A 23,736-nucleotide genomic window follows, 5' to 3' on the forward strand; every position below is an offset into this window, starting at 1 on the left:
TTTACTCAAAGCGAGGAATGATGGATCTCTCCCCAACCACCCAGCTGGAGATGCAGCGGCGCATGCTGCGGATCCGCCGCTTCGATGAGCGGGCCTCGCGCATGGTCAAGCGCGGGCAGATCCCGGGAACCGTGCACACGAGCATCGGCCAGGAGGCCCAGGTCGTGGGCGCCTGCATGGCGCTCGGCGACGGCGACTACATGTCCGGGAACCACCGCAGCCACGGGCACCCCATCGGCAAGGGCTCGCCGCTGGGCCCGCTGATGGCCGAGCTCGTGGGCAAGGCCACCGGAGTGTGCCAGGGCAAGGGCGGGTCCCTGCACCTTGCGGACTTCGCCGTCGGCAGCCTGGGGGAGTCGGGCATCGTCGGCTCCTCGATCCCGATCGCCACCGGTGCGGCCCTGTCGAGCAAGGTGCTCGGCAACGGCAAGGTCTCCCTGGCGTTCTTCGGGGACGGCGCCGCCAACCAGGGCTGCCTGTACGAGGCGATGAACCTCGCCGGCGTCTGGAAGCTGCCCGTCGTCTTCCTCTGCGAGAACAACCAGTACGCGCTCTCGACCCCCGCCCACACGGTCACCTCCGGCGTGATCGCCGAGCGTGCCGCCGGATTCGGCATGCCCGGCGTGCGCGTCGAGGACGGCCAGGACGTCCTCGCGGTCCACGAGGCCGTGGTCGAGGCGGTCGAGCGCGCCCGCCGCGGAGAGGGCCCGTCCCTCGTGGAGGTGGTGACCTACCGCTTCAACGAGCATTCCGAGGGCCTGCGCCTCGGCACCGACTACCGCGACGCGAGCGAGAAGGCGGCCTGGGTCGAGCGCGACCCGATCGTCCTGTTCCGCCAGCGGCTCGAACGTGAAGGGGTGGCCTCCGCCGAGGAGCTGGACGCCCTCGAGGCCGAGGTCATGGCCGAGGTCGACGAGGCGGTGCGCTTCACCGACGAGAGCCCCTACCCGGACCCCAGCGTCGCCTTCAAAGACCTCTACACCGAACCGATCGGAGCGATCGCATGACTGTCATGAGCTACCTCGGCGCCATCGGTGCCGCCCAGCGCGAGGCCATGGAGGCCGACGAGCGGGTGGTCATCATCGGCGAGGACGTCGAGGCCAACGTCTACGGCACCACGGGCGCCGGCAAGTCCCGCAAGGACAAGGGCGACTTCCTGGAGATGTTCGGGTCCAACCGGATCCGCAACACCCCGATCTCCGAGGAGGTCATCGTCGGTTCGGCCATCGGCGCCGCGATGACGGGCCTGCGCCCTATCGTCGACCTCTCGTACTCGAGCTTCCTGTACATGGCCATGGACCAGTTCGTGAACCAGGCGGCCAAGAACCGGTACATGTTCGGCGGCCAGGCCTCCATCCCCGTGGTCTTCCGCTCGGCGATGTTCTACGGGCTCAACACCGGAGCGCACCACTCGGACCGCCCGTACCCGATGTTCATGAACGTCCCCGGCCTGAAGATCATCGTCCCCGCCACCCCGTACGACGCCAAGGGGCTCCTGCGCACTGCGGTCGACACCGACGACCCGGTGCTGACCTTCGAGGCCTGCATGCTCTGGGGCAGCAAGGGCGAGGTGCCCGAGGAGGAGTTCTGGATCCCCTTCGGCCAGGCCCGGGTGGCGCGCCAGGGCAGCGATGTCACGGTGGTCGCGATCTCCAGCGCCGTGCCCGAGGCCCTCGCGGCCGCAGAGGTCCTGGGAGAGGACGGCCTCTCCGTCGAGGTGATCGACCCGCGCACCCTCGTGCCGTTCGACACCGAGGCGGTGATCCGGTCCGTGCAGCGCACCGGCCGGCTCGTGATCGCCGATCCCGCGCACCGCACGTGCTCCGCGGCGGCGGAGATCTCGGCGATCGTCGCGGAGGAGGCCTTCGAGTCGCTCAAGGCGCCGATCATGCGCGTCACGACGCCGGACACCCAGATCCCGTTCAGCCCGGCGCTCGAGAAGCAGCTGTACCCGAACCGGGCCAAGATCGAGGACGCCATCCGACGGGTCACCGGCCTGATGGCGAACACCTCCAACCCAGAACTGACGTCGCCCGCGCCGCGGATGTGACGGTCCTACAGAACACCGATTGAAGGAGAGAAGACATGGCTAGAGTCGAGGTCCTGCTGCCGCAGTGGGGTATGGGCATGAGCGAGGGCACCGTTGCCACGTGGCTCAAGAACGTCGGGGACAGCGTCGCCGAAGACGAGCCGCTCGCCGAGGTCGAGGCGGAGAAGGTCGAGGAGACCCTCGAGTCGCCGGCCTCCGGCGTCCTGGCCGAGATCGTCGTCCCCGAGGGCGAGACGGTCGAGGTCCGCGCCGTGCTGGCCTACATCGAGACGGCCTGACCGGGGCCGGGAGCAGGAAGGGACAGGACCATGCCACAGGTTGACCCCCGCCAGATTGTCGACGAGGCCACCAGCGGCGGCTACGCCGTCGGAGCGTTCAACATGCACAACGAGGAGACCACCGAGGCCCTCGTCAGGGCCGCCGAGCGCGCCCAGTCTCCGGTCTTCCTCCAGGTCGGACGGGCGATCGTCCCGCACATGGGCCTCAAGAAGGCCTACGAGATGACGCGGCGGATCGCCGAGGAGTCGGACGCGGAGTACGTCATCCACCTGGACCACGGCCCGTGGGACGAGGTCTTCGAGGCGATCAAGCTCGGCTTCACGTCCATCATGTACGACGGCGCGCACCTTCCGTTCGAGGAGAACATCCGCACCACCCGCCGGGTGGTCGAGGTGGCCCACGCATTCGGCATCCCGGTGGAGGCCGAGCTGGGCAAGATCCCCAACGCCGACGAGCAGGTCGACTGGTCCTCGTACTACACCGACGTGGCCGAGGCCGAGCGGTTCGTTTCCGAGACGGGAGTGGACTTCCTCGCGATCTCCGTGGGCATCGTCCACGGCGTGCCCCTCGCCAAGCCGCAGCCGCTCGACATCCAGCGCGTCAAGCAGATCGAGGCCGCGGTCGGCATCCCCCTGGTCCTGCACGGCGCCTCCGGGGTGCCCGACAACGAGATCCTCGCGGCGATGGCCGCCGGCGTGCACAAGTTCAACGCCGACACGGACCTCCGCCTCGCCTTCCGCTCGGGCATCGAGGATGTCTGGGCCCAGGGCGACCGCCAGCTCGAGGAGGCCATGGCCGAAGGCCGCGAGCGCATGATCGAGGCAACCGTCCAGAAGATGAAGCTCTACGGCTGTGCCGGCAAGGCCCAGCATCGCCGGCAGCTGGTCCAGCAGTGACCACCGAGCAGCGCGAGGACAGCGTCACCACCCCCCTCAAGGGCATCCGGCGCACCGCCGCGCGGCGGATGACGGCCGCCTGGGGCGCGCCGGCGTTCCACCTCTCGACGAGCGTTGACATGGGTTCGGCGCTCTCCGTGAAGGAGCGCGTCCCGGGGGCCACGGTCACGGACGCCATCCTCGCGGCCTGCGCGGCGGCGCTCCTGGAGCATCCGGCGATCAACGCCCACTACGCCGACGAGGCCGTGACCGCGTTCGGGCAGGTCAACCTGGGCCTCGCCGTCGACACCCCGGCCGGACTCATGGTGCCGGTCATCAAGGATGCGGCCCGGCTCGACCTGACTGGCATCGCGGAGGCGAGGCGCGACCTCGCCCAGCGTGCCCGCCAGGGCAGCCTGACGATGGCGGACGTCTCGGACGGGACCTTCACGGTCTCCAACCTGGGCATGCTGGGCATCGACTACTTCGACGCCATCCTCAACGTGCCCCAGGTGGCGATCCTCGCCATCGGCACCACGCGCGAGGAGCAGGTCAGGGACGGCGACGGCGCCATCAGCTGGCGCCCTCGGGCCCGGATCACCCTGACGTGCGACCACCGGGCCGTCGACGGCGCGACCGGGGCCCGGTTCCTCACCACGGTGAAGGACCGGCTGGAGACCGCGTAGCGCAGCGCGGACTGAGGCCACTGCGGCAGAGAGGGCGCCCCCGGCCGGGAAGGCCGGGGGCGCCCTGTGGCTTGGCGCGAGAGGGCACGTCAGCTGTTCGCGGGCACCTTCCGCGGCTCTGGGGCATCCTGCGAGGCCAGCCATTGGGCACGGTCCTCAGCTGGCAGCCAGCCCTTGTCGACACACCGGACTTTGAAGATCCAGGCGGACGCGACCAGAGCCAGGGCGAGTGCAATCATGCTCACCGGGGCGAGCGGCATGCCCGTCCGCGCGATCAGCCCGTCCACGGTGCCGAACCACCCGAAGTCGGCGTCGCCGAACGTGCTGTTGGCCATGCCGAGCGAGCCGAGCACGGTGAGCAGGAACGCGGGCAGGAGCGTGATCAGGACGCCGTTGAGGAAGCCGCCCACGATCGCGCCCCGCCGGCCTCCCGTGGCGTTGCCGAACACCCCGGCCCCTCCGCCGTCGAAGAAGTGCGGGACCATCCCGGGAAGGATGAGCGCCAGCCCGAACTGCGGGCCGAGCCAGACGGCGATCAGGGTCAGGGCCACGAGGCCGCCGGTGAAGGACGCGAGGAACCCGATGAGCGACGCGTTGGGTCCGAAGGGGAAGACGATCGGCACGTCCAGCGCGGGCTTGGCGCCCGGCACCACGCGCTGGGCGATCCCCTGGAACGCCGGAACGAGCTCACCGAGGATGATCCGGACGCCGTAGAGGATGATGCTGACGCCGATCCCGAACTGCAGCGCCTGGGCGAACGCCGCCATGACGTAGGCGCCGATGTCTGCGGAAGCGCCCGACGTGGAGTCCGCGAAGACCTTCAGGAGCGCGTCGTGCGGAATCGCGATGATGCCCCAGACGGCGAAGACCATGTAGAGCACCATCATCAGCACGGTGGTCGAGACCATGGAGTCCCTGAGGAAGCTGAGCCCATGGGAGAACTTCACTTCCTCGGCGGACCTCGAGCGCTTCCCGACCGCGGCCCCCGCGGCTCCGGCGATGATGTAGCCCAGGGTATTGAAGTGGCCGATGGCCAGGTTGCCGTCCCGCGACCCGACAATGCGGTTCATGAACGGCTGGGCGAAGGTCGGCATGACGACCATGATGGCGCCCATGAGCACGGACCCGACTGCGATGACCCAGAAGTCCTGGTGGGCGCCGAATCCGACGGACAGGACGACGGCGAGGAGCGTCGACATGAAGACCATGTGGTGTCCCGTGAGGAAGACATACCTCAGGGGGGTGAACCTCGCCAGCAGCAGCATGATGATGAATCCGAAGACGATGATGTACGCCGACTGGGCTCCGAACTGGCTCGCTGCCTGGGCGGTGATCACCTCATTGGTCGGGACCACACCGTGGGCCCCGGTGTCCTTGAGGATGAGATGCCCGAAGGGCGACAGGGAGTTGATCACGACGGTGGCGCCGGCGCCGAGGATCAGGTAGCCCATCGCGGCCTTGAGGGCCCCGGCGACCACTTCCCCCGGTTTCTTCTTCATGGCGATCAGCCCTACGGCCGCCACGATCCCCATCAGGTAGGCGGGGACGTTGAGAATCTGGACGCTGATGAAGTGCAGAATCGAAATGAACCACGACATTGTAGTACCTCTCTCCACGAAAGCCGTGAACTCAGGCCCGGGGGAGATGGCCGGAGAGCGCGGACTCGATCTCCTGGGCGTCCATGAAGTTGTTGACCACGGCGACGGGCGCAGGGATGTCGGCCAGCTTGTCCGCCAGCTCGGCCGAGGTCAGCACCAGGTCGACCCCCTGCGCAGCGCCGCGGGCGGCACTGATGTCGGCCGTCGTCACCGTGCCGGGGACATTCAGCTTGCCGAGGGCGGACTCGGTATTCATCTTCAGCAGGATTGACGTGCCGATTCCCAGTCTGCGGACATCATCATGACCAACGCCGAGATGGCCCGGCTGCTCGGCGACCTTGCGAGCCCGGTCGCAGTGATCGCCAACTTCATGGACACGGACGAGATCATGCGGGCGGTTCGGGCCGTCATGGAGAAGCCGTAGATCCGCTGCGCCGAGTGCCGTGGCGTGGGACCTCGCCTGCCCGCGGGACGTGCAGAAGGGCTCCCCGGGCATGAGGCCGAAAGTACTTCAGCCCCGTGCCCGGGGAGCCCTGCAGTGCGGCGCGGATGCTGGTGTGCCGCGGCCGAGCTGGACGAGCGGGTCGCCGTCAGTGGAGGCGGCTCACCACCTCGCGGATGAGGGGCCACACGCGCGCCACCGAGGTGAAGTTCACCGACTCCTTGGGGGAGTGGAGGTCGTGGAGCTCCGTGCCGATCGAGATGATGTCGAGGCCTGGCAGCTTCTGGCTGAACATGCCCAGCTCGAGGCTGCACTGGGAGACGTGGACCTCGGGATCGGTGCCCATGACCTCCGAGTAGGCCTTCCGGGCGACGTCGAGCAGCTTCGAGTCCGGCCGGTAGGGGAACTCCGGCGCGTCGAGCCCGTACTGCTCGACCGACGCGCCGCCGCCCGCGAGGGCGACCAACGAGCGCACCCTGTCCAGGATCTCGTGCTTGCGCGAGGTGACGGCCGCCGTGATGGTCGACATGAGCCGTGCGCCGTCCGCGGTGGTGCGGACCGTCCCGAGGTTGTTCGAACTCTCCACGATGCCCGGCACCGTGAGGCTCCAGCTCAGGACGCCGTTCGGGATCAGCGCGGTGAGCCGCGCGAAGCGCGCCCCCGCGGCCGCCGAGAAGACGTCCTCCGGGCGCTCCGCCGAGTCGAGCTCGAGCCGGATGCCCGGATCGGCCTTGCGGTACTCGTTGAGCAGCGTGCGCTCGAGCTCGGAGACGGCGTCGGCCACGGCGCGGACGTCCTCCGGCCGCAGCGACAGCACCACCTGGGCGTCCGCCGGGATGGCGTTGTTCTGCGCTCCGCCGTGGGGATCGCTGATCCTGACGTCGAACCGGTCCATCAGGGTCGTGAGCGCCCGCGCCAGGACGAGGACGGCGTTCGCACGCTCCAGGTGGATGTCGAATTCGCAGTGCCCGCCGGCCAGGCCGCGGACCTTGAGCAGACGCGTCTCGGTATGCGTGCCGGGCACCGGCTCCCACTCTGCGGGCACGTCGACGGTGAAGGTCACGTCGCCGCTGCAGCCGGCGAGGATCTCCTTGTCGGTGATCCAGTTGAAGTCGATCATCCGCTTCCCGGACAGCTTCGACGTGTCGAACTGGGCGGCTCCCACCTTCCCCTTCTCCTCCATGGCGGTCAGGACCGCCTCGAGGGGCGGGTGCGGGATGTCCTTCGAGTCGAGGAGCGCCAGGATGTAGGAGACGCCGATGCCGTTGTCGGCCCCGAGGGAGGTCCCGTTCGCGGTGACGAAGTCACCGTCGATGAGGAGCTCGATCGGATCCTGTTCGAAGTCGTGGGTGACGCCGTCCTCCTTCTCGCACACCATGTCCAGGTGCCCGTGGAGGATCAGCGGCGGTGCGCCCTCCAGGCCATGCTGGCCGGGCTTCTTCACGAGGACACAGTGCAGATCGTCCTGCGTCGCCTCGAGGCCGCGCTCGCGGGCGAAGTCGACGACCCAGTCGGCGACCTCCTTCTCGTTGCCGGAGCCGCGGGGGATGTTGGACAGGCTCTCGAAGAACGAGAACACCTCTTGGGGCTGGATCGATGTGAGGGTGGGCATCGGGCTGTTCCTTCTCTGGCTGCCCGGGCCGCCTGCGAGGGGCGGCCCCGGATGGTGGTCGTGGAGGCTGGGGGAGCGACCTGGGGCTACTTCACCACGCCTTGGCGCTTCCTGCCCATGGTCAGGGCAACGGCGACGATGATGACGAGCCCGTAGACGAGGCTCTGGGCCTGGGGGCTGATGCCCACCGAGGTCGCGCCGATGGGCACGAGGCCCACGGTGAGGGCGCCGAACACGATGTTGATCGGATTCGTGACACCGCCGGTGATGGCCGTGCCGCCCACGATCGCGGCGGTGATGCCCGGGAGCAGCAGGTCGCTGCCGAGCCCGAAGGAGGAGGCTGCGCCCGCCTGGGCGATGACGAGCACGCCGGCCAGCCCGGACAGCAGGCCCGAGAGGGCGAAGGCTGCCACCTTCAGCCAGCGTGTCCGCAGGCCGGAGAAGAGGGCGCCGCTCTCGTTCAGGCCCACGGCGGTCATCCCCTGCCCGGACCGGGTGAACCGGAGCACGGCCCACAGGACGACGGCGCACACGACGCCGACCCAGAACGCCAGGGGCAGGCCCACGAGCGCGGTGCCGAACAGCGGGGCGAGCAGATCCGTGTTGGCGGTGGCGTAGACGGTCGTCGCGTGGCTGACCTCGAGCGATGCGGCCTGCACGATGCCGAGCGTGCCGAGCGTGAGGGCGAACGAGGGGATCTGGCCGAAGGCGATCAGGAACCCGTTCACGGCGCCGATCAGGGTCACCACGACGAGCGTGAGCAGGGGGGCCGCCGGGCCGAGGGGCTCCAGCGCCTGCGCGAGGATCATCGCCGAGAGCACCACGGTGGCGGCGTTGGAGAGGTCGATGGAGCCGACGTTGAGCACCATCGCCTGGCCCAGGGCCACGAGCAGGATGGGCGCTGCCTGCACCGTCAGGATGCCGAGGCCGCCGCCTGTGACGAAGGTCGGAGTCAGGACGGCCACCAGGGCGAACAGGGCGATGAAGACGGCGACCGGGCCCACGGTCTGCCACAGGCCGGCGGGGCGCAGGGTCACCCGCTTCTGCTTGCCCGAGGAGGGGGCGGAGAGCGGCTCCGGTCGGAGAACGGCGTTGTGTGTCATGGGATCACACCATCTTTTCCAGGAGGTCTAGGGCTGTGGGGGACTCGACGGAGAGGTCGAAGCTGCCGGTGATCTCGCCGTCGCGCATCACGAGGACGTCGTCGCCCATCTCGAGCGCCTCCTCGAGCGTGTCGGGGAGGAGGACGACGGCGGCTCCGGCACTCTGGGCGGCACGGATCTGTTCGTTCACCGTCTGGGCAGCTCCGGGGTCGAGGCCCCTGAGCGGGTGGTCGAGGAGGAGGATCTTCAGCTCGTCCGAGGCGAGCCACTTGGCGAGGACCACCTTCTGCTGGTTGCCGCCGGAGAAGCTCGCGAGGCGGAGGCGCGGGTTGCGCGGGCGGATGTCGAGCCGCTCGAACCAGTCGGCTGCCGCCTTCGCCTGGGTGCGCCGCTTCAGGAACGGGCCCCACGCGGCCTTCCCGGGGTGGGCGAGGGTGAGGTTCTCGGCGGCGCTGAAGCCTCCGACCATCCCTTCGACCTTCCGTTCGGCGGGGATGTAGGCGATTCCGGAGCGCACGGCCGCCCGGATGGACCATGAGCGGACGGGACCGCCGGCGACGGCGATCGTGCCCGAATCGAAGGTCTCGGCGCCGAAGATCGCCCGGCTGAGGGATTCGCGTCCTGAGCCGAGGGCGCCGACGATGGCGGTGCAGCGGCCCGGGGCGAGGGAGAAGGAGATGTCCTTGAACTGGCCCTTCTTCTTCAGGTCCTTCACCTCCAGCACGGCAGGCTCGGGCGCGGTCCGCTCGGCCCGCTGCTTCGGGGCGGCCTTGGCCTCGTGGCCGATCATGAGTCGGAAGAGGTCATCCTCGGTCACGGATTCCCGCCGCCGGTCGGCAACGACCTGGCCGTGCCGCATGACGATCACGCGGTCGCAGATCCTGAGGATCTCGTCGAGGCGGTGGGAGACGAAGAGCACCGAGCCGATGCGCTTGAGGGCGCGGATCTCGCGCTCGAGGATCTCCGTCTCGTTGCGTTCCAGGACGGCCGTGGGCTCGTCCAGGATGACCAGGGGCGCGGCGTGGACTGCCTCGTCGACGCGCAGCGCGCGGGCGATCTCCACCATCTGGCGGTCCACGAAGGAGAGATCGCCGACGGTCGCGCGGGGATCGATCGTGGAGCCGACGCGCTCGAGGACCTTCCCGGCCTCCTGGTTGAGGCGGTTCCAGCGGTAGAAGCCGTACCGGGTGGCCGCATCCTTCGAGGAGAGGGCGTTCATCGCGATGTTCTCGGCCACGGAGAGGTTCGTCAGGAGTGACTGCTCCTGGTGGACGACGCCGATCCCTGCTGCCACTGCGTCCTGCGGCCGGCGGAACTTCACCTCGCGGCCGTCTGCCTCGATCACCCCGGAGTCGGGCTGGTGGAGGCCCGTGAGGATCTTCAGGAGCGTGGACTTGCCGGCGCCGTTCTCGCCGATCAGGCCGACGACCTCGTGCCTCGGGATCTCCAGGGAGATGTCCTTCACGGCCTGGACGGGGCCGAAGGACTTCGAGACGCGGGTGAGCTTCAGGGCGGGGCTGTGGAGCGCTGCTGTGGCGGGTGCCACGGATGCGTGGGTCATTTGACGATCCTCAATCTGCTGCGATGGGGCCAGGCTGCGGCGAGGACAGCCGCGATGAGGACTGCTCCGGACACCGCGGACTGGAGGTTCGGGCTGACGCCGCTGAGGATGAGCCCGTTGTTCAGGACGGTGAGCATCAGCACCCCGACTGCGGTGCGGAGGATTCCGCCCTTCCCTCCTGCGAGGGAGGTCCCGCCGATCACGACGGCGGCGATGGTGAGGAAGAGGTTGCCGGTTCCGACCGTAGCCGAGCCTGCGCCGAGCTGCAGGCTGGCGAGGATCCCCGCGCCGGCACTGCAGGCGCCTGCCGCCACGAAGACGTAGACCTTGTACCTGCCGACGGGCACGCCGTTGGCCCGGGCGATCTCCTCGTTGTTGCCGATCGCGTAGGCGAAGCGGCCGAGGCGGGTGAACCTGGTGACGCCGATGCCCACCAGGGCCACCACGGCGGCTAGGAGGAACGAGTTCGGCAGGCCGAGGGTGAGGCTCGTGGGCCAGGACTTGAGGCCCTGGTCGGAGAGGAACGGGATGGACGCCTGGCCGAACAGCAGCGTGGCGATGCCGAGCCCGACGAACCACACGCCGAGGGTGACGATGAAGGACGGCACCTTCAGCTGGGTGTGCACGAGGCCGTTGACCAGGCCGAGCCCTGCGCCGACCGCCAGCGCGACCGGGATGGCCCAGAACCCGAGGTCGGCGGTGCCGCGGCTGTTGGCCGAGAGGAGGACGAAGGTCATCCCGGCGGCCCCCATGAGGCCCTCGACCGAGAGGTCGATGGAGCCGGTCAGGATGACGAGCGTCGACCCGACCCCGATGATCAGGGGAAGCGCGGCGTGGTCCAGGATCGTCCGGGCGTTGTCCGGGCTGAGGAAGGAGGAGGGGTTGAGTGCCGCGAACACCGCGATCAGGGCGATCAGGGCGGCAACCTCGCCGAGATTCCTGAGCTCGAAGCGGTGCCGGCTCGGGGTGGGTTTGTGCTGAGCGGGTGCCGGGATCAGAAGCCCCGTGCCGCTGTCCTTTGCTGTCATTGCTCTCTCACCTGCTGTTGTTCGGGTGTGCGGCGGCTCCGTCAGGAGTCCGGACGGAGCCGCCGCACGGGGCCGTCAGGGCAGCTTCTCCGGACCGCCGCCGACGAGGGGGGTGGGCTGGGTGTCCCACGGCCCGTTCTTCACCAAGTCGTCGATCCAGCCGTCGATGTTGCTGTCGTACTTGGTGAACTCGGAGAGGTTCTGCGGGGTCACGCAGCTGAGCTTGAAGAGGCTGTCCCGCTTCTCGTGGGGCAGCTCCGAGGGCTTGATCGCGCCGGTCGCCGCCTGGTAAGCGGTGTACAGGCCGATCGCTGCGGCCATGAAGCCGCGGTGGAAGGTCTCGCCGACGATCGCGTCATTGCCCATGTGGTTCTGCATGTCGGCGACCTCCTGCGGGTAGAGGCCATCCGTGGCGAACTTGACGTCGTTGATCCGCCCGGCGTTCTGCACAGCCTGGATCGCGCCGATCGTCATGCCGTCGTCGGCCGACCAGATACCGTTGATCTGGTTGCCGTACTTCGCCATGAGGTTCTGGGTGACCTGGAGGGCCTGCTGGGGATCCCAGTTGGCCGGCTGCGTGTCGAGCAGGTGCACGTTCGGGTAGGCCTTCAGGGCCTGCTGCATGCCCGCCACGCGGGTCTGGCTCGTGGTGCTGTCCTGCACGCCGCCGAGGGCGACGATGTTCCCCTTGCCGCCGATGCTCTTCGCGAGCGCGTCGGCCGTGCACTGCCCGCTCTGGACGCCGGAGTACTTCTGGAAGGCGACGAAGTTGTCGCCGACATTCCAGGGCTCGTAGTTGTCCGGCTTGTTCCACCAGACGCTCACGTAGCCGCCGGCGGCCTTGACCGCGTTGACGATCGGCGCCGCATCCGAGCTCGCGACCGTGTTGACCATCAGCGCGACCTTCTTGCCCTGGGCGAGGATGGCCTGGATCTTCGAGATCTCCGTCTGCGAGCTGCCCTGGGAGTCGACGATCTGCAGGGGGACGCCGAGCTTCTTCGACAGGGCCTGCGCGCCCTGGATCATCGACGCCATGTACGGGTTGGTGGTGTTGATGACGGACGCGACGAGGACGATGTCCTTCTTGTCGATCGGCTGCGACGACGCGGCGGTCGTCGAGGTGCACGCTGTCATCGCCGCCAGCAGGCCGACTGCGGCCACGCCGGCCGCCAGCCGCTGTCGAATGCTGTTCCGGAGGGGCATCAGTGACTCCTTCGTAAGAGATGGCCCGGGGTTCCTGCAGATCGATGAATAACAATTCAGTGCCTGCATTTGGATTCTTCGAGTGTGCGGCACGTCACTTCTGCGTGTCAAGGGATCAAATTCCCGCGGGGCCAGAAGACGCCCGCGGCGCGGAAAGAGGGAGGACCCTGCGGGGCAGGGTCCTCCCTCTTCGGGCGGCGGCGAGCCGTCAGCGGAAGGCGCGGAAGAAGGTCCTCACGTCGTCGACGTACGTGTCCGGCACCTCGAGGGGGGCGAAGTGGCCGCCCTCGTCATGGACGCGGTACTGCTGGAGATTGAAGTACTTCTCGGTCCACGTGCGCGGGGGCTTGTAGATCTCCCCCGGGTAGATGGACACCGCGGTGGGGGCACCCACCACGGGCAGCCCGTCGTGGCTCGGGCGCCACGGGTTCCCGCGGCATTCCCAGTAGTAGCGTGAGGAGGTCCCGCCGGTGTTGGTGAGGAAGTAGACGGCCGCGGTCGTGACGAGATCCTCCTTGGGCCACACCCGCTCGAAGGGCTCGGTGCCGACGCCGCGCTCCTCGAGTCCCCAGAAGTAGCGCTTCTCGGTGATCCAGGCCAGCTGGCCGGCGGGCGAGTCGGCGACCAGGGCCGCGAGCGTCTGCGGCTTGGTCAGCTGGATCTCCCCGTAGCCGCTCTCGTTCTGCACGAAGAGCTTGCCGCGTTCGAACCACCCCTTCTCGGTCGAGTCGTCGTACTCCTCCGCGGCCGGAAGGCCCAGGACGGGGTCGAACTTGACCCCCGGAGGGGCGTCGGGGTGCTCGGCCAGGTAGTGGCTCATCTGGGCCGGGAAGTGCGTGTAGACGCCGAAGACATCCTTCTCGTACTTGTGGCCGTGCTGCTGGGCCACGAGGGCGCCCCAGTCCCCTCCCGCGGTGGCGTACTTCTCGTACCCGAGCACCTTCTTCATGAGGGTGTTCTCGAGGTCGGCAGTCCGCCACCAGTTCCATCCCGGCTCCGTGAGCGGAGAGGAGAACCCGTAGCCGGGGAGGGAGATGAGGACGACGTCGAAGGAGTCCGCAGGGTCGCCGCCGTAGCTCGCGGGATCGGTCAGGGGGCCGATCACCTTGCGCAGGTCCCAGAACGTCCAGGGCCACCCATGGTGGATGAGGAGGGGCATCGGGTTGGGCCCCTTCCCCTTGGCATGGATGAAGTGGAGCGGCACGCCCATCAGGTCCGTCTTGAAGTGGGGCAGCTCATTCATCCGCCGCTCCACGTCCCGCCAGTCGTATTCGTTGATCCAGTAGTCGACGAGCTGCTTGTGGTACGCCGTGTTGTAGCCGTACCGCCAGTCGTCGTTGGCGAAGTCCTGCGGATAGCGGGTCTTGCGGAGCCGCTCGTACATGTCCTTGAGGTCTTCTTCGGGGATGGAGATCGTGAAGGGACGGATCTCGCCTTCGTGGTGCGCAGCCATTGCGCCTCCTCGTGAGATGGGTGGGGTCGGAGGATGAAGTTCGTGGGGCGCCCAGGGGGCGCCGGGCGCCGTTCAGGCGATGTTGTAGAGGGCCCGTGCTTCCTGCTGGGTGGCGATGGGGCGGCCCACTTCGCGGGCGATCTCCTGCACCTGCTGGAGGAGCTCGAGGTTGGTCGGGTTGCGCGCCGGGTCGTAGAAGAGCTCCAGGCCGGTCTTGACGTGGCCGCCCAGCTCGATGGCCCTGCGCAGGATCCCGGTGTCGTCCAGTGCACCCTGGCCCCAGACCGAGACGTACCACGGATGCTTGACCTTGGCCTCCTCGATCATCCAGAGGTAGTAGTAGAGGCTTTCGAGGCTCGGCTTCATGCCGTTGGTGCCGATGGGCTCGGTGGCCGTGAGGCCGTAGTCGCCGATGAGGTAGAAGTCCCACATCGAACCGGGTGTCGAGAGCCCGCGGTTCACGTAGTGCATCGCGTGGCGCAGATGTCCGGGCTCGTAGATGCCGAAGACCATGGCAAGATCGCGTTCTCGGAACATCTTGACCTGGCTGGCGACCCGCTTGAAGTTGAACCCGAACTCCGGCCCCGAGAGGTACCCCTCCTCGTCGGTGTCCACTGCGAAGAGCGTCAGGCCGGTGTCGACGCAGCCGATCCGCACGTTCGCGCCCTCGTAGAGGAACGGCACATGCTCCAGGCCGTTCTCCTCGGGCTGCAGCCGGAGGTTGTTGCAGGTCGTGGGGTACCAGGTGATGTCCGGGTACTTGGCAAGAACGCTCTCCCACGTGCGCATGTAGTCTTTGTAGGCGTTCTCGCCGAGCAGGTCGAAGCTCGTATTGTGGGCGTGGATGGCGCCCGCGCCGGCCTCCCAGCACCGGATGGCATCCTCGGCGATCTCCTCGTAGGTGATCGGGGTGTTCGGGTTCATCTCCTTGGTGCGGACCCCGTTGATGTGGGACTCGATGACCACCGGATAGTCCCACTGCGGTTCCATGTCCGCGTACTTGTCCAGTGCAGTAGGCACGGCTACCTCCAAGAGCGACGGACCGAGCGGCCCGATGACAGCTGTGAATTGATATTCGTAGATCCAATCAATATGCACTCATGGTGCGATGCGGATCACACTGCTGTCAACGGTCCGTGCGGAATCGATGCTCTCCGCGCCGTCAGGGGGCGGTGCGGGCCCCTGCCCGTGCGGCCTCGGCGGCTGAGCCGGCCGGCTCGCTCAGGAGGAAGGCCGCGGTTCCCGCATCAGTGACGAGGGTGTCCACCCAGCCTCCGGCCACCGCGGCGCGGATGGCCTGGTGCTTGCGTTCCCCACCGGCCACGGCCCACCGGTGGCGGGCGTTCCGGAGCTGGTCGAGCGTCACTCCGACCACGAGGTCTTCGAGCTCGGAGTCGATCGGCTTCCCCTCCGCATCGATGAAGTGCAGGCATACCTCGCCGACCGCGCCCCGCTCCCGGACGTGCTCGAACTGCTCATCCGTGAAGAAGTTGTCTCCGGAGCGCAGCTCGGGGTCCCGCTCGCACGTGCCGATGCCGACGAGCGCGACGTCGATGGAGTCCAGCATCTCCATGGCCATGCGCACGTACGGGTCCCGCGCGATGAGGAGCTCCTTGATCTCGCGGCTGGGCACGACTCCCGGGGTCCGGAGGAAGACCGGCTGGGCGCCGGTCAGCGTGGCGAACTGCTGGGTGGAGCGGGCCGCATCGTGCTGCAGCTCGGGCGGCCCGAGGTCACCGAGGGTCTCCACCACGTACTCGCCGCGCGTCCGCAGGGGCAGGAGGGCATCGACCATGAGCCGCAGCGTCTTGCTCCACGAGGTGAAGGCGATCGTCTTCACCTCGAACGCCAGCTCGTAGAGGAGGGAGGCCATGGTGTGGGCGAGGTCCTTGTTGACCTCGGACTCGTCGTGGCTGACCGTGTCGACCACGTGCACCTCGCTGAGTCCGTAGCGCGCCTCGATCTGCTCCTCGAGCTCGGCATGGATGTGCTGGGGCACGGCGACGACGGTCCGGACGATCGAGGCCTCTTCGGCCTGGGCGAGCAGCCGGGAGACGCGCGACTGGGAGATCTGGAGACGCTTGGCGATCTCCGTCTGGCGCACGCCGTGCGTGTGGTAGAGCCGCGCCACTTTGATCATGAGGCGCTGGGTGTCATTGTCAGCCATGGTGCTCCGTTTCTTGCCTGTCAGGGAGGAGTATCGCGCGGCGGGCGCCGTCACCGGAACCCCCGACCCTTGACACCGGGATCGCCGCAGCAGACACTCGTAAATGTCCATGCGACTGCTAAATATTTATTCTAGCGATGTTCCGGCAGGAAGGAAACTGCAATGGAGGAGCTGGCTGCCCCGTTCGACCTCATCGTCGTAGGCGGGGGCATCAACGGGCTCGGAATCGCCCGCGACGCCGCGGTGCGCGGCCTGCGGGTGATCCTGCTGGAGCAGGACGACCTGTGCAGCGGGGTGTCGGCCTGGTCGGGCCGCCTCGTCCACGGTGGCCTCCGCTACCTCGAGCATCGCGACTTCCCCCTCGTGCGGGAGTCGCTGCGCGAACGCGAACGGCTCTTCCGCCTTGCCCCGCACCTCGTGAAGCCGCTGCGCCTCCTCATGCCAATGTACTCCCACAGCAGGCGTCCGGCGTGGCTGATCCGGGTGGGGATGTACCTCTACGACGCGCTCTCGTTCGACAAGAAGACCGAGGGCCATGAGGTCCTCAGTGCCGAGGCGACACGCAGGCGGTTCCCCGGCATCGCCGACGACGGCCTCCGGGGCGCGGTCGTGTTCACCGACGGGCAGGTCGAGTACGCCGAGCGGCTGTGCGCCGAGGTGGCCGTCGCCGCGGCCGGCGCCGGGGCCGTGATCCGGACCAAGGCCCGGGTGGAGGAGCCCGTCATGAAGGCCGGGCGGGTGGCGGGCGTCCGGTTCCGCGACATGCTCACGGGAGAGATGCACGAGGCCCTCGCGCCGGTCGTCTTCAACGTCGCCGGTCCGTGGATCGACCGCATCTTCCGGCGCGGGGCGCCCGAGCAGCCACGGCTCAACGGCGGGACGAAGGGGAGCCACCTCGTGGTGGACCCGTTCCCCGGGGCGCCCTCCGACGTGGTCTACTACGAGTCCAAGACCGACGGCCGCCTGGTCCTCGTGATCCCCTGGATGGGCCGCTACCTGATCGGCACCACCGACCTCCGCTTCGACGCCGATCCGGGCGAGGCCAGGTGCGACGCCGACGAGATGGCGTACCTGCTCGGCGAGGTGAACGAGCTGATCCCCGAGGCGCACCTGACGCCGGACGACGTGCTGTTCACCTACTCCGGGGTCCGGCCGCTGCCGTACGCCCCGGGGGTGCCCGAGTGGCGGGTGCCGCGCAGCCATATCCTCCACGACCACGCCCCCGACCTCCCCGGCCTGGTGACCGTGGTCGGCGGGAAGCTGACGACGTATCGCCAGCTCGCCCAGGACGCGGTCGACGACGTGTTCAAGCGGCTGGGCCGCAAGAGCCCCGCCTGCGTCACGGCCAACCTCCCGCTGCCCGGGGCCGCGGGGAACCTCGAGGAGGCCCGAGGGCACCTCCTGGCCGGTGGCCTGCCGGCGGCGACCGCAGACCGGCTCGTGGCCCTCTACGGAAGCCGGGCACTCGACGTCGTCCGCGAGGCCGAGGGCGACAGCAGCCTCCTCGCCGTGCTGGACCCGGGAACGGGAGCCATCGCCGCCGAGCTGGTGTTCGCCGTGCGGCACGAGTTCGCCAAGACGCTCACCGACGTCCTGGCCCGGCGCATGCTCCTCGCCTTCGAACCCGACCACGGGGTCCCGGCCGTCCAGGAGGCCGCCGCCATCCTGGCCTCGCAGCTCGGCTGGGACGCGGAAAGGAAGGCCAGCGAGATCGCCGCGTACTTCGACTGGCTGTCCCGCCTCGCCGTTCCCGGCCGCGCCGGAGCGCAGGCGGACAGCGCCCTGGGGGGACCGGTCCGGTGACTGCGCGGTACGTCCTCGCGCTGGACGAGGGCTCCACGAGCGCCAGGGCAGTCCTGGTCAGCCTCGAGGGCGAGATCGTCGCCGAGGCACGCAATCCGGTGGTCCCGACGTTCCCGCGGCCCCGCTGGGTGGAGCTCGATCCGATGGCCCTCTGGGAGACCCAGCGCCGGAGCATGCAGGCGGCCATGGCCAAGGTCGGCGCGACCACGGACGATCTCGCGGCGGTGGGGATCACCACCCACCGCGAGACGTGCCTGGTCTGGGACAGGCGCACCGGCGAACCTGTCCACCCGGCCCTGATGTGGATGTCGAAGCAGACCGACGCGATCATCGACGGCTGGCGCCTGGACGGCCTGGACGCCGAGTTCAGGAGCAGGACGGGCCTCTTCAACGACTCCTTCTTCAGCGCGGCGAAGCTCGCCTGGATCCTGGAGAACGTCCCGGGTGCGCGCGCCCGCGCGGAGCGGGGCGAGCTCGCGGCCGGCACCGTGGACACGTGGCTCCTCTGGCAGCTCACCGGCGGCAGATCGCACTTCACGGACCACAGCGAGGCGTCCCGGACGGCCCTCTTCTCGCTCGACGCGCTCGACTGGGACGAGAAGCTCGCCGAAGCGTGCGGCATCCCGCTGCGCCTGCTGCCCCCGGCCCTCGCCTCAGACTCGCACTTCGGCGAGATGCGGCCGCAGGACGTGGGGCTGCCGGGGACCGCCTCGGTCCCCATCATGGCCATCATGGCCGACCAGCAGGCGGGGATGTTCGGGCAGGCCTGCTTCGAGTCCGGCTCGGTCAAGAACACCTACGGCACGGCGGGCGTGCTCACCGCCAACACCGGCTCCACGCCGGTCGTCGTGGACGGGCTGACGGCCAGCGTCGGCTGGACGGTGGCCGGCACCACGGCGTACGAGCTCGAGGGCGTCGTGTTCCACTGCGGCCAGACGCTCCAGTGGATGCGCGAGCGCCTCGGGGTGCTCAAGCCCGAGGAGCAGATCGAGGAGGTCGCCTCGCGCGTGCCGGACACGGGCGGCGTCTACGTGGTGCCCGCCTTCGCCGGGCTGTGCGCGCCCCACTGGTCGCGGGACAGCCGGGCCAGCATCGTCGGGCTGACCCTCGAGAGCGGTGCCGAGCACGTGGTCCGCGCCGGGGTGGAGGCCATGGCCTACCAGACCCGCGACAACGTCGACGTCCTGTGCGCCTCGGGCCTGGCCGTTCCCGAGCTCAAGGTCGACGGCGGCGCAGCCCGCAGCGACCTGCTCTGCCAGTTCCAGTCCGACATCCTCGGCATCCCGGTGCGCCGGCCCGCGGAGCTCGAGAGGACGGCCCTCGGCATCGCCCACCTGGCCGGCATGGGGGTCGGCCTCTGGGAGCAGGACGACCTCGCGACCGGATGGCGGCTGGACCGGGTGTTCGAACCCCAGATGTCCGAGGACCGCCGCGAGGCCCTGTATGCGGGGTGGCAGGACGCCGTCCAGAGTGTCCTCGGCCGCCACCCCGCAGCCAAGGCCGCTCCGTGAGCGTGCCGGGCCCGTTCGGCACCGGCCCGATGATCCTCGACTACGGGATGGGCCGCCGGTCGGGAGACGAGGACATGGAGCTGGCCGCCAGCCGTCTCGCCGCCCTCGCCCGCGGGGGCCACGCCGGGATCGACATCTCGATCCCGCAGCAGACCGCGGCCTTCGGACGCCTCGACTCCCGCCTCGCGGGCTACGGGCAGGCCCGGGCGGCGCTCGCCGAACGGGGCTACGCGTCCGTCATCCGCCCGGTCGGCGGCCACCTCGCCGTCTACGGCCCGGGGGACCTCGTGGTCCACCTGTGGGCGCCCCACCCGGTCTCCCGCCTGCACATCCGCGAGCGTTTCGAGCTCTTCGGCCACGGGACGGCGCGGGCGCTGCGGGCGCTGGGCATCGACGCGCGCATCGGGTCGGTCCCCGGCGAGTACTGCAGCGGCGAGTACAGCATCAATGAGGCCGGCACCTCGAAGCTGGCCGGAACCGGCCAGCGGATCACCAAGCACGGCTACCTCTTCAGCGCGGTGGTCATGGTGGAGGAGGCCGGGCCGGCGCGCGCCGCCCTGCAGGAGGCCTACGGGCTGCTGGGCCTCGAGTTCTCGCCGGCCAGCGTGGGCTGCGTCGCGGACTCCGCGCCGGGGGTCACCGCCGAAGAGCTCGGGCACCTGCTTGCCGCCGAGCTGCAGCACGTCCTGGCCCCGGCCACCGGGATGCTCGTCTCGGTCCCGTTCCACGCGACGGGGGCGCGCCGGTGACGGAACTCCCGGCAGCACACCTCCACCACCACACCACGGAAGGAGTCCTGGCATGACGATCGCCCCCGAGGGCCGGCGGATGCTGCGGATCGAGCAGCGCAACGCGGCCGTGCCGGTCGAGCGCAAGCCGGACTGGATCAAGGCCAAGGTCCAGATGGGCCCGGAGTTCGTCCAGCTGAAGAAGCAGGTGAAGAAGGAGGGCCTCCACACCGTGTGCGAGGAGGCCGGCTGCCCGAACATCTTCGAGTGCTGGGAGGACAAGGAGGCCACCTTCCTCATCGGCGGCTCCGAGTGCACCCGCCGCTGCGACTTCTGCCAGATCGACACCGGCAGGCCCTCCCCGCTGGACCGCTTCGAGCCGACCAAGGTCGCCCGCTCGGTCCAGTCCATGGGCCTGCGCTACGCGACCGTGACCGGCGTGGCCCGCGACGACCTCGAGGACGAGGGCACCTGGCTCTACGCCGAGACCATCCGCAAGATCCACGAGCTCAACCCCGGCACCGGGGTGGAGATCCTCATCCCGGACTTCTCCGGCAAGCCCGAGCACATCGGCGCGATCTGCGAGGCCGCCCCGGAGGTCTTCGCGCACAACGTCGAGACCGTCCCGCGCCTGTTCAAGGCCATCCGGCCCGCCTTCCGCTACGAGCGCTCCCTGGACGTGCTCACCCAGGGCCGCGACCACGGCATGGTCACCAAGTCCAACCTGATCCTGGGCATGGGCGAGACCCGCGAGGAGATCTCCCAGGCCCTGGCCGACCTGCACCAGGCCGGCTGCGACCTGATCACCATCACCCAGTACCTGCGCCCCTCCGAGCGCCACCACCCCGTGGAGCGCTGGGTCAAGCCCGAGGAGTTCGTCGAGCTGTCCCAGGAGGCCGAGGAGATCGGCTTCCTCGGCGTCATGAGCGGGCCCCTCGTGCGCTCCTCCTACCGCGCCGGCCGCCTCTGGGCCACCGCCATGCGCAAGAAGGGGCGCACTCCTTCCTCCCCGGATTCCTACCCGAACGTGAACGAGTAGAGCTCGACGCCGGGGCTCGCCTCGACCTCGAGGGTCCCGGAGCGCTGCTGGTCCCCGTCGAGGAGGACGTACGAGCGCGGGGTGCCGCCCACCTCGACGGTGCGCTCGCCGTCCGGTCCCCTGACCGTGAGCTTCCCGGTGCCGCCCACCACGGCCTGGACCTGCTTGGCGGTGAAGTCCAGCCGCACGGACGGCTCTCCAGTAGGCGAGCCGGCGGCGGCGGGCGAGGGGCCGGCGTCGTGCGCGGAGCCCGCGGTGATCCGCTGGGAGTCGAGCGTCCACGGCCCGGAGAGCGCGAACGAGCCCGGGCGCTGCTGGGCGGGGAAGGAGAAGGTGCCGGGGCCCGCGCGGTACGCCCCGGGGCCGGCGTAGGCGTTCTGCTTGGCCACCCCGAGGAAGGTCTCCGGGGTGGTCCCGGCTGCGACGGCGGTGCCGGCCGACTCGACGGGCTGGGGGAGCGCGATGCCGGGGTGGGCGTCGGTGAGCAGCTGCCGCACGAGGGCCTCGGTGGTCTGGTAGCCGCCCTCGCCCTGCTGGATGTGCCGCACCGTGCCGTTGGCGTCGATGAGGTACTGGGCCGGCCAGAAGCGGTTCCGGTACGCGGTCCAGGTCGCGTAGGAGTTGTCCATCGCCACGGGGTAGTCGATGCCGTGCTCCTTCACCCCGGCCTCGACGTTGCGCTGCTCGCGCTCGAAGGCGTACTCGGGGGTGTGGATGCCGATCACCTCGAGTCCGGCGGACTTGTAGGCGTCATTGAGCTGGACGATGTGCGGCAGGGAGCGCTGGCAGTTGATACACGAGTAGGCCCAGAAGTCGATGAGGACCACCTTGCCGCGCAGGCTCTTCAGGTCCAGGGGCTGCGAGCCGATCCAGGCCGTCGCGTCGCGCAGGGCGGGCGCGGGGCCGCAGTCCTGCAGCGACGTGGCGCCCTGGGTGCAGTTGGACAGCGCGCGGTTCTCGTCGGTGACGAGGCCGCCGAGGTCCAGGGGTGTGCCCGCGGAGGGGCGCAGCTGGTCCTGGAGGGACGCCGTGTAGTCGGGGATGAGGCGCTGGAGGGTGGCCGGGAGGTCGAGCGCGAGGCCCGCCGCGAGGGCGATCATGAGCGCGCCGGCTGTGAGGCGGACGCCCCGCTGGCGCCTGCGGAAGGCCTTGAGCCGCTCCGCGAGGCCGCGGCCGGCCAGGGCGAAGAACAGCAGCGGCACCGAGACCCCGACCGCGAACGCGAGGGTGAGCGCCACGGTCTCGGGCCCGATCCGTCCCGTGGCGCCCGAGACCGTGATGGCCGCGAGCACCGGCCCCGCGCACGGGACGAACACGGCCCCGAGCGCGAGCCCCAGCCCGAACCCGCCCCGGCGGGCGTCGACGCGGCGCTGCGGGATCCACGAGAACGGCTTCTCGAGCCACTCCTCGACCCGCGGGACCATGAGCCCCAGCCCCACCGCCGCGAGCACGGCGATGCCGGCCCAGCGCAGCACGTCCTGCGGCAGCCCGAGCGCCGAGAGCGCGAGCGAGCCCAGCAGGGTCACGAGGCTGAAGCTCAGCACGAGCCCGCCGATGACCTGGAAGGGGCGCCAGCGGGACGCCTGCCGCACCCCTCCGCCGAGGTCACCCCGTGCGCCTGCTGCGGCGGGGGCGGACGACGGCGCCCCCCTCCGCGCGCTGTCCAGCCCGCCGGAGAAGAAGATCACCGGCAGCACCGGGAGGATGCAGGGCGAGATGCCCGTGATGAGACCGCCGAGGAAGCCGATGAGTATGTTCTCGCCCATGCTCCCAGTTCGGGGCGGGGGCCGAGTGTGGATTGGGGGCATGCCGCGCCGGTGGGCCGGACGACGGCCGAGGATCCCCGCACCGACCGTCAGCGGAGTGCGATGAGCAGCATTTGCGACGTACCGGGGATGCAGGTCTGGAGGAAGATGGGCGGGTAGCCGCCGGCGAAGCCTCCGAGTACTCCCTCCCCTGCGCCCTTGGGCACCACCATCCGGGCGGAGGCCGTGAACGTGCCGTAGCCCTGCACCGTGACCTTGGTGCCCGGCTGGATCCAGCTCATCCTGTTCCATCCACCGCACAGGTCGTGCTCGGCGATGCTGATCGACACCGTAACGGGGGTGAAGCGGACCGGTCCCTGACAGGCGTCCACGGAGGCTTGGCCTCCGGCGCCGACCACCGGGATGAAGGCGCTCGGCGGCTGGGCGGGTGCGGGTGCCGGCGGGACGGCGGCGGGCGGAGCGGCCGCGACCTGCGCCGGCTGTGTGTGGGCGGCCTGCGCCTGGGCCGCGGCCTGCCGCTGGGCCTGCTGCGCCGCCGCCTGCTGGGCGGCAGCTTCCTGCGCAGCGCGCTGGCGGGACTCTTCCGCTCGGGCGCTCTCAACGATCTGTGCCACCCGCTGGTCAGCCGCTTCATGGGCGAGCTGGGCCAGCGTGTGTTGCTCCGCGGCGGGATCGGGAGCTGGAGCGGCCTCACGGACCACGCTGGCCGGAACAGACGGAGCAGCAACGACGGCGGACAGCCCCCCGATACCCAGGAGGCAGATGACGACCGCTGACGGCGCGACGCGGGATCTCTTGAAGGCTGGGAGTGGGGCCATGGCGACGACCTCTG

22 protein-coding genes are annotated in these 23,736 nt (G+C 69.6%); 10 read left to right on the forward strand and 12 right to left on the reverse strand.

All coding sequences use genetic code 11. The features are described from left to right. Nucleotides 1-20 precede the first annotated feature (20 nt). The 5 genes from SA2016_RS00690 to SA2016_RS00710 are packed head-to-tail and all read left to right on the forward strand — an operon-like array spanning nt 21 to nt 3,890. Nucleotides 21-1,007, forward strand: a complete 987-nt coding sequence (locus SA2016_RS00690; protein ID WP_218030605.1) for a thiamine pyrophosphate-dependent dehydrogenase E1 component subunit alpha — start codon at nt 21-23, stop codon at nt 1,005-1,007. Then, entirely contained in the window at nt 1,004-2,050 is a 1,047-nt protein-coding gene (locus SA2016_RS00695) for an alpha-ketoacid dehydrogenase subunit beta (RefSeq protein ID WP_066494295.1), read from the forward strand. Before SA2016_RS00690 ends, SA2016_RS00695 begins: the two co-directional genes overlap by 4 nt. 35 nt (nt 2,051-2,085) lie before the next feature. Then, nucleotides 2,086-2,328 (forward strand): lipoyl domain-containing protein, encoded by a 243-nt coding sequence (locus SA2016_RS00700; protein WP_066494297.1) that lies wholly within the window; start codon nt 2,086-2,088, stop codon nt 2,326-2,328. A 30-nt stretch (nt 2,329-2,358) separates the two neighbouring features. Then, nucleotides 2,359-3,225 carry a class II fructose-bisphosphate aldolase gene (locus SA2016_RS00705; protein ID WP_066494299.1) on the forward strand — a complete coding sequence of 289 codons (867 nt, stop codon included), beginning with the start codon at nt 2,359-2,361 and terminating at the stop codon, nt 3,223-3,225. Continuing rightward, the gene (locus SA2016_RS00710; protein ID WP_066494302.1) at nt 3,222-3,890 is read left to right on the forward strand and encodes a 2-oxo acid dehydrogenase subunit E2; all 669 of its coding nucleotides are present in this window, start codon (nt 3,222-3,224) and stop codon (nt 3,888-3,890) included. The genes SA2016_RS00705 and SA2016_RS00710 overlap by 4 nt, the downstream gene beginning before the upstream one ends. An 89-nt stretch (nt 3,891-3,979) precedes the next feature. On the opposite strand, the gene ulaA is transcribed toward SA2016_RS00710, so the two are convergent. Continuing rightward, entirely contained in the window at nt 3,980-5,488 is a 1,509-nt protein-coding gene (gene ulaA, locus SA2016_RS00715) for a PTS ascorbate transporter subunit IIC (protein ID WP_066494305.1), read from the reverse strand. Nucleotides 5,489-5,519: 31 nt separating this feature from the next. Beyond that, nucleotides 5,520-5,774 carry a PTS sugar transporter subunit IIB gene (locus tag SA2016_RS22035; protein ID WP_257125875.1) on the reverse strand — a complete coding sequence of 85 codons (255 nt, stop codon included), beginning with the start codon at nt 5,772-5,774 and terminating at the stop codon, nt 5,520-5,522. Nucleotides 5,775-5,789: 15 nt separating this feature from the next. Between SA2016_RS22035 and SA2016_RS22040 the strand changes: the two genes are divergently transcribed. After that, entirely contained in the window at nt 5,790-5,912 is a 123-nt protein-coding gene (locus tag SA2016_RS22040; protein ID WP_257125889.1) for a hypothetical protein, read from the forward strand. Between the two features lie 166 nt (nt 5,913-6,078). Here the strand turns inward: SA2016_RS22040 and pepD are convergent, their stop codons facing one another. From pepD to SA2016_RS00760, 8 genes are all read right to left on the reverse strand, one after another. Next, nucleotides 6,079-7,542: a beta-Ala-His dipeptidase gene (gene pepD, locus SA2016_RS00725; RefSeq protein ID WP_066494309.1), complete on the reverse strand. Its 1,464-nt coding sequence runs from the start codon at nt 7,540-7,542 to the stop codon at nt 6,079-6,081. A gap of 86 nt (nt 7,543-7,628) precedes the next feature. Further along, entirely contained in the window at nt 7,629-8,645 is a 1,017-nt protein-coding gene (locus tag SA2016_RS00730; protein WP_066494311.1) for an ABC transporter permease, read from the reverse strand. Nucleotides 8,646-8,649: 4 nt separating this feature from the next. Further along, the gene (locus SA2016_RS00735) at nt 8,650-10,206 is read right to left on the reverse strand and encodes a sugar ABC transporter ATP-binding protein (RefSeq protein ID WP_066494312.1); all 1,557 of its coding nucleotides are present in this window, start codon (nt 10,204-10,206) and stop codon (nt 8,650-8,652) included. Further along, nucleotides 10,203-11,234 carry an ABC transporter permease gene (locus tag SA2016_RS00740; protein WP_084249206.1) on the reverse strand — a complete coding sequence of 344 codons (1,032 nt, stop codon included), beginning with the start codon at nt 11,232-11,234 and terminating at the stop codon, nt 10,203-10,205. The genes SA2016_RS00735 and SA2016_RS00740 overlap by 4 nt, the downstream gene beginning before the upstream one ends. Nucleotides 11,235-11,309: 75 nt before the next feature. Then, nucleotides 11,310-12,437 (reverse strand): sugar ABC transporter substrate-binding protein, encoded by a 1,128-nt coding sequence (locus SA2016_RS00745; protein ID WP_066494314.1) that lies wholly within the window; start codon nt 12,435-12,437, stop codon nt 11,310-11,312. Between the two features lie 208 nt (nt 12,438-12,645). After that, complete coding sequence (locus SA2016_RS00750) at nt 12,646-13,890, reverse strand: epoxide hydrolase family protein (protein WP_066494315.1); 1,245 nt, start codon at nt 13,888-13,890, stop codon at nt 12,646-12,648. 72 nt (nt 13,891-13,962) lie between these two features. Further along, nucleotides 13,963-14,910: a beta-keto acid cleavage family enzyme gene (locus SA2016_RS00755; RefSeq protein ID WP_066494317.1), complete on the reverse strand. Its 948-nt coding sequence runs from the start codon at nt 14,908-14,910 to the stop codon at nt 13,963-13,965. Nucleotides 14,911-15,052: 142 nt separating this feature from the next. Next, entirely contained in the window at nt 15,053-16,057 is a 1,005-nt protein-coding gene (locus SA2016_RS00760; RefSeq protein WP_066494320.1) for a sugar-binding transcriptional regulator, read from the reverse strand. Nucleotides 16,058-16,219: 162 nt separating this feature from the next. On the opposite strand from SA2016_RS00760, the gene glpD reads away from it, so the two are divergent. The 4 genes from glpD to lipA are packed head-to-tail and all read left to right on the forward strand — an operon-like array spanning nt 16,220 to nt 21,138. Continuing rightward, entirely contained in the window at nt 16,220-17,860 is a 1,641-nt protein-coding gene (gene glpD / locus SA2016_RS00765; RefSeq protein ID WP_066494322.1) for a glycerol-3-phosphate dehydrogenase, read from the forward strand. Next, nucleotides 17,857-19,371, forward strand: a complete 1,515-nt coding sequence (locus SA2016_RS00770; protein ID WP_066494324.1) for an FGGY family carbohydrate kinase — start codon at nt 17,857-17,859, stop codon at nt 19,369-19,371. Before glpD ends, SA2016_RS00770 begins: the two co-directional genes overlap by 4 nt. Next, nucleotides 19,368-20,120 (forward strand): lipoyl protein ligase domain-containing protein, encoded by a 753-nt coding sequence (locus SA2016_RS00775; protein WP_066494326.1) that lies wholly within the window; start codon nt 19,368-19,370, stop codon nt 20,118-20,120. The genes SA2016_RS00770 and SA2016_RS00775 overlap by 4 nt, the downstream gene beginning before the upstream one ends. A 52-nt stretch (nt 20,121-20,172) precedes the next feature. Then, nucleotides 20,173-21,138 (forward strand): lipoyl synthase, encoded by a 966-nt coding sequence (gene lipA, locus SA2016_RS00780; protein WP_066494329.1) that lies wholly within the window; start codon nt 20,173-20,175, stop codon nt 21,136-21,138. Here the strand turns inward: lipA and SA2016_RS00785 are convergent. Continuing rightward, nucleotides 21,117-22,904, reverse strand: a complete 1,788-nt coding sequence (locus tag SA2016_RS00785) for a redoxin domain-containing protein (RefSeq protein WP_066494333.1) — start codon at nt 22,902-22,904, stop codon at nt 21,117-21,119. The genes lipA and SA2016_RS00785 overlap by 22 nt on opposite strands. A gap of 89 nt (nt 22,905-22,993) precedes the next feature. Beyond that, the gene (locus tag SA2016_RS21200; protein ID WP_157089096.1) at nt 22,994-23,518 is read right to left on the reverse strand and encodes a hypothetical protein; all 525 of its coding nucleotides are present in this window, start codon (nt 23,516-23,518) and stop codon (nt 22,994-22,996) included. Nucleotides 23,519-23,736: the final 218 nt, after the last annotated feature.

Source organism: Sinomonas atrocyanea (assembly GCF_001577305.1).
Lineage (GTDB): Bacteria > Actinomycetota > Actinomycetes > Actinomycetales > Micrococcaceae > Sinomonas > Sinomonas atrocyanea.